This is a genomic window from Pluralibacter gergoviae ATCC 33028 = NBRC 105706, from assembly GCF_001598855.1.
GTDB lineage: Bacteria > Pseudomonadota > Gammaproteobacteria > Enterobacterales > Enterobacteriaceae > Pluralibacter > Pluralibacter gergoviae.
In genome coordinates this window covers 1-5,571 of record NZ_BCZS01000068.1, presented here as the reverse complement: position 1 = coordinate 5,571, position 5,571 = coordinate 1, and the positions used below count along the sequence as shown (strand labels likewise).

The window sequence follows — 5,571 nt, the reverse complement described above, 5'->3', positions numbered from 1 at the left end:
TTAGACAAACCTTTTATTCAACCTCTGCATCGCGACGGGTAGTGCTGTGCCTTCACTTTACCCGGCCGCTGCAGATGCAAGGGTTCGCTGACGCCGCCATCCTCGCCCGGTCGCAGGTTACTGATGATGCTCGCTGTTCTTCCCGTCGTTTTCTCGCTCAGGTTTCGCTCGAAAACCGTCCAGACCAGCTTCGTGCTTTATCTGCGCTGCGGCCTCCGGTGTCGCCCCTGCGTCTTCCGCTTTCCGCCGGGCTGTCGTGTCGGCACGGCACAACCCGGTGCCGCAATCTTATGAACCTGTGGAGGTTGCTATGTATCATGCCCGTCAAACCATGCTGAATGTTGAGGTGTCCGACCGTCTCTCGTTCCTGCCGGATCTGTTTGGTAACGATTTTCTGGCCGGAGAGATGCAGGTCTATGCGCTCGCTGTGAAACACATCACCGATTACTGCGGAGGCTTCTGGCATTTCATCCGAATTCCGGAGGGCGGCGGCTACATGATGCCTGACGGTGACCGTTTCCATCTGACTAACCCGGATAACTGGTTTGATCGGTCCGTCAGCGCGGATGCGGCCGGAGTTATCATTACGGCGCTGGCGATCAACCGCCGTATCTGGCTGCACCATGAACGCGGTGATGCTGCCCTGACACGCCACCTGATGCTGCGGGAATCGCAGCTGTGGGATTTCATTGACTCTCATGACGAATGCGCAGCTATTTACGCGGCTCTTGACTGATACTACATCGGGGCGCCCGACGTCCCGTTTAAGGTCTGAGACGGCACGATCTGTGGGGAGCTTACCCGGCTTCGCAGATCGGTGCGGCCGCGCGAAAATCCTGGCAGGCTTCGCCTGCCGGTGAGGCGGTTCGCCACGCCTGCGGCGCTGCGTACAGGCCTCACCTCAACAGGTCGCCAGTTAAGAATTAAGAGCGTAATATCTGCGTACCCTTTCTTCTTTTGCGGAATTTGGGTATGTCGCAGTGGAATATTGCCTCTTTTTCAAAAGAGGAGCAGGACAAAGTTGCCGTCGATAAGGTGGCCGCTGCTGTTGCCTGGCAGGAACGCATGAACAAGCCCGTCATGCCGGAACTTGTTGAACGGGAACAGCCTGAACACCTGCGCGAATATTTCCGTGAACGGCTCTGCGTACATCGACTGAACAGTCAGCAGCTGCCGCGCGCAAATGCGCCCGAATATAATAAACCGGGCGATGATCAGCAGAATTGATTTTCTTACTCAGTGTGTCCAGGGAGGGTAATCTGTGCGTATGTCTCTGATGTTTGCTGCCGTGACGCTTTTAACCGGCATTAACCTGTTTTTTATACCGTTTCAGCCTGTTCCGGCTCTGTGGGGGGCTATCCTGGCCGTTGCTTTTGTTCTGATTAATGTCGTGGCGGATAAGCTGCGCCTCTGGAGTGGCATTGCGTGGATTATCGTTGCCGGCATCATCATAACGCTGATGCTGAAGGGGAAAGAGCCGGGTGACGAATTTCGTGCCCTGATCACCGTTTTCGCTTTCCTGGCTTCTGCCTGGTACTGCGTTGTTCAGTACAGAAAAGAGAAGGGCGAATCTCAGTCCTGACCTGACCAGACCGGTACTCTCCATCTTGCTGCAGCTCTTCCTCTGTTTAACTTTCTTTTCACACAATCTGCACCGGGGCCACCTTCGGCTCCTGACCCGCTGGCGCGGTTCAGTCGTCGAGCCACACTCCGCTAACCGCGAAAAGACGCGGTAAGCTCCGCCGAACCCGCCAGGCGGTTTCGGGCCTGCCGGCTAGTGTCTGATGTCTGAGGTCAACGGCAGCGCTTGCTGCGACCGTTCCGGCCGCGCCGCTTTCACCGTGCCGGCGAAGGACTGCCGGCACTCTGCAGGGCAACGCCGTTTCGCGCCCGCGCGTTCCATCGTTGCGGCGGGTGCCTGCTCCTTTCCCCTGGTACCCGAATCACCCGTTTGAGTCCATTCGCCCGGGCTGACATAGCCACAACCTGTCGCATTGGCTGTCCAGGGTGTAATGAACAGTCCACAAAACTTTTTGCATGGAACCGCAAAAACTTTTGTGTCCTGCCCCGGACAGATGCGTCAGGCCGTGGCGTCTTTGCCCTTGCGGCGAACGGCTCTCAAACGGGTGAAGGTAACAACCAGGGGGCAGGTTCAGCAGGTCCCCGCACAAAGTCAAAACCGCGGCCCCGGCAACTCAACGGGTGATGGTTTTTAAAGACAAAACAACAGAGTAAGGAGATTCATCATGGCAGCACGTGGCGTTAACAAAGTCATTCTGGTCGGACATCTGGGACGGGAACCGGATGTGCGTTACATGCCCAACGGGGGCGCAGTGGCCAATCTGACGCTGGCCACGTCTGAAACATGGCGTGACAAGCAGACGGGAGAGATGCGCGAAAACACCGAGTGGCACCGTGTTGTCATGTTCGGCAAGCTCGCGGAAGTGGCGGGCGAATACCTGCGTAAAGGCGCGCAGGTCTACATCGAGGGCCAGCTGCGCACCCGCAACTGGCAGGACGATGCCGGAGTCACGCGCTACGTCACCGAGGTGCTGGTCGGCCAGAACGGCACCCTGCAGATGCTCGGCGGCCGCCGTGAATCCGGTGTGCCTGAGAGCACTGCGCAGCCGCAGAGTCCTGCCGCCCCGGCACAACCTGCTCAGGCCCCGGCTAAATCCCCGAAAGCGAAGGGCGGTAAGAAAGGCCGTCAGGATGCGGCTCCGTCTCAGCAACCGCCTCAGCCACTCCCGGATGATTTCCCACCAATGGATGACGACGCGCCCTTTTAAACCATGATGAAGACGCCCCGTTCAGGCGGGGCAGAGAAGGAGAAACATATGGACCATAACGTTTTGTCCCCGCTTGAATCTCTGCCGGATGGCACGTTTACCCGCGAGCAGGCTCAGATTGTCGCCGCGCAGTATCAGAATGTGGCGATTGAAGATGACCAGGGGACCCATTTTCGCCTTGTCGTCCGTCATCAGGATGACGGCAGCATGGTCTGGCGCGTCTGGAATTTTGAACCGGGCGGCGAGGACATGATGAACCGTTACATCCGGGACTACGGAGTACGCAAAACGCAATAAGCCGTAATAGGTGCCGGGCAGATGGGTCTGCCCGGCAGACATTAACCAATATCGGAGAGAAATCAATTATGTCAGTGACCGAGTCTAAAGCAAAAGCGCCGGTTAAAACCAGCAAAAAATCGGTGAACCCTGCCGAATCCGCCGCCCTGAAAGCCGCGCTTGAGGCTGCTCAGGTTGAGATGGTGCCGCTGTCGGCGCTGGTCAAATCCCCGCTGAACGTTCGCACGATCCCCTATCCGGCTGACAGTGTCCGGGAGATGGCTGACTCCATCATGGCGATCGGCCTGATCCAGAATCTGGTGGTTCACTCGCTGCCGGACGGTATGTCAGGGGTGGCTGCAGGTGGCCGCCGTCTTGCCGCCCTGCAACAGTTGCTCAGCGAGCAGCGCATCGATGCCGGGTATCTCGTTGTCGCCAAGCGTGTCAGTGACGACCTGGCGATGGTTGCCTCGATGGTCGAGAACAACCAGCGGGTGGCCATGCATCCGGCAGAGCAAATCAGCGGGTTCCGCACCCTGTCAGAAGAGGGGAAAACCCCGGCTCAAATCGGGGACCTGCTGGGCTACAGTGCCCGTCACGTTCAGCGGATGCTGAAGCTGGCAAACCTCGCCCCGGAACTGATCACCCTGCTGGCAGAGGACAAACTCGACGTGGAGCAGTGTCAGGCCCTGAGTCTGGAGAGCGACCCGGCACGTCAGGTGCAGGTGTATGACCAGGTGAAAACCTCATACGGCAGCACACCCGCTCACCTGCTGAAGCGGGCCATCACGGATACGGAAATCGCCGTAACCCACTCCCGCTTCGTGTTTATCGGTCGTGAAGCGTATGAGGCCGCCGGGGGCGTGGTGCGTGAGGATCTGTTCAGCGCCCAGGAGGGAGACGGAACGGCTGACGGGGTACTGGTTGAGCGTCTGGTTCAGGAGAAGCTGGCGGCGGCTGCGCTGGCCATCGAACAACAGGAAGGCTGGTCATGGTCACTGGCTCGTGAGGGCTCCGTCAGAAACTACGGCGATGACCGCGAGCATTATCTGGTGCTGCCGGCGCCGGAGGGGGAATTCAGCGCTGAGGAGCTACAGCGTCTTGATGAACTGTACGCCACGCTGGAGGCAACGGAAACCTTTGAGGATGAAGCCGCGATTCAGGTGCTGATTGATGAGATTGAAAATGCGGCGTCAGTTCGGGCGTGGACACCGGAGCAGAAAGCGGCCTGTGGCGTGGTGGTCAGTCTGTATGACGGTGAGCTTTGCGTCCAGCGTGGTGTCCAGAAGAAGATCCAGACGGCGGTCTCTGACGTCGGGGAACACGGTGGCGATCAGGCTGCCGTACATGTGGTCACCCGCAGTATCCCTGATGCGGCAGAAGGCATCAGCATGCCGTTGCTGAAAAAAATGTCTTCAGAAAGGACACTGGCGGTTCAGGCCGAACTGGTTAAGCAGCCACAGAAAGCCGTGGCCCTGATGGCCTGGCGGCTGTGCAGTTGCGTGTTTGACTACTGCACCACCACCCGGCATCCGTTCGTCCTGCGCCTTGAGGTGCATCACAGCGGCCTGACCAGTGAAGCCCCGACCGGAGAGGAAGGTCAGGCATGGCGGTATCTGATGCAGGAGAAAGCCCGTCTGGAAGCCCTGCTGCCGGAGGGGTGGCAGAAGGATTTCACCACCTTCTTTACCCTCGACGGGCAGACCCTGATGTCGCTGATGGCCTTCTGTGCTGCCTGTTCCGTCGACGGTGTTCAGACCCGTGAATGTGGACATACCGGCCGCAGTGACCTCGATGGCGTGGAGGCGGCGCTGGGATTTCATCTGCGCGACTGGTGGCAGCCGACAGCGGATAACTTCCTCGGGTTGCTCAGCAAGGCCCAGATTGTGGCGGCGCTGAAGGAGGCCGGGCTGACCGGAGCCGCCTCGGATGCCGAAAAAATGAAGAAGGGTGATGCTGCCAGCCATGCGGAACAGTGGCTCTCCGGCTCCCGCTGGGTACCGGGCTGGATGCAGTCCCCGGATGCCGCAAAGCCGGACGATGCACATGCTGCCCCTGACACTGACGAACCGACTTCACACGCAGCCTGATAACGGAGACGCCGCCCTGCGGGGCGGCGATAAGGAGACTGAAGATGAAAACGTTACTGACTCTGGACGTCCTCAAAACCATGTCCATCGACGAGCTGGAAGATTACCGCGCTGCGGGTGAAGATTTTCGCCGTGAGCTGACCCATGCAGTGATGCGTGTTCTGCATCTGCCGTCAGGCTGGTCCGTGAACGGTGAATATCGCAGTGAGTTTGGCGGTTTTTTCCCGGTTCAGATCCGCTTTTCTCCGGCCCATTGCCATTTTGATGTCGCTGTCTGCAGCCCCGGAGAGTTGAGTGAGCGCTGGATGATCGTCTTTGTGACACGTGGTGGCCAGCCGTTCTCTGTTGTTCGCAGCATGGATGCATTTAACCCGGAGTTGATCTCCCACACGCTGGCATTGATAGGGGTCGTCTCA

7 protein-coding genes are annotated in these 5,571 nt (G+C 58.7%); all 7 read left to right on the top strand.

The features are described 5' to 3' along the window. The first annotated feature begins 310 nt into the window (after positions 1–310). Positions 311–736, top strand: coding sequence for an antirestriction protein (locus tag ENGE1_RS25955; RefSeq protein ID WP_049152884.1), 426 nt, complete (start codon positions 311–313; stop codon positions 734–736). 236 nt (positions 737–972) lie between these two features. Continuing rightward, positions 973–1,227, top strand: coding sequence for a DNA polymerase III subunit theta (locus ENGE1_RS25950; RefSeq protein ID WP_004206775.1), 255 nt, complete (start codon positions 973–975; stop codon positions 1,225–1,227). A 34-nt stretch (positions 1,228–1,261) separates the two neighbouring features. Further along, positions 1,262–1,582, top strand: a complete 321-nt coding sequence (locus ENGE1_RS25945) for a hypothetical protein (protein WP_032426243.1) — start codon at positions 1,262–1,264, stop codon at positions 1,580–1,582. Positions 1,583–2,246: 664 nt separating this feature from the next. Further along, a complete protein-coding gene (gene ssb, locus ENGE1_RS25940) occupies positions 2,247–2,789 on the top strand; it encodes a single-stranded DNA-binding protein (RefSeq protein WP_049152883.1) in 543 nt (180 codons plus the stop codon). A 48-nt stretch (positions 2,790–2,837) separates the two neighbouring features. Continuing rightward, positions 2,838–3,086: a DUF905 domain-containing protein gene (locus ENGE1_RS25935; RefSeq protein ID WP_004206771.1), complete on the top strand. Its 249-nt coding sequence runs from the start codon at positions 2,838–2,840 to the stop codon at positions 3,084–3,086. Between the two features lie 68 nt (positions 3,087–3,154). Next, positions 3,155–5,155, top strand: a complete 2,001-nt coding sequence (locus tag ENGE1_RS25930; protein ID WP_040196882.1) for a ParB/RepB/Spo0J family partition protein — start codon at positions 3,155–3,157, stop codon at positions 5,153–5,155. Between the two features lie 44 nt (positions 5,156–5,199). Beyond that, positions 5,200–5,571 (top strand): conjugation system SOS inhibitor PsiB (gene psiB, locus ENGE1_RS25925; protein ID WP_064360883.1); only part of this gene is annotated, 372 nt, incomplete at its 3' end.

Coding starts and splice junctions, on each gene's coding strand:
- ENGE1_RS25955 (WP_049152884.1), top strand. CDS start 311: ATGTATCATGCCCGTCAAACCATGCTGAATGTTGAGGTGTCCGACCGT.
- ENGE1_RS25950 (WP_004206775.1), top strand. CDS start 973: ATGTCGCAGTGGAATATTGCCTCTTTTTCAAAAGAGGAGCAGGACAAA.
- ssb (WP_049152883.1), top strand. CDS start 2,247: ATGGCAGCACGTGGCGTTAACAAAGTCATTCTGGTCGGACATCTGGGA.
- ENGE1_RS25935 (WP_004206771.1), top strand. CDS start 2,838: ATGGACCATAACGTTTTGTCCCCGCTTGAATCTCTGCCGGATGGCACG.
- ENGE1_RS25930 (WP_040196882.1), top strand. CDS start 3,155: ATGTCAGTGACCGAGTCTAAAGCAAAAGCGCCGGTTAAAACCAGCAAA.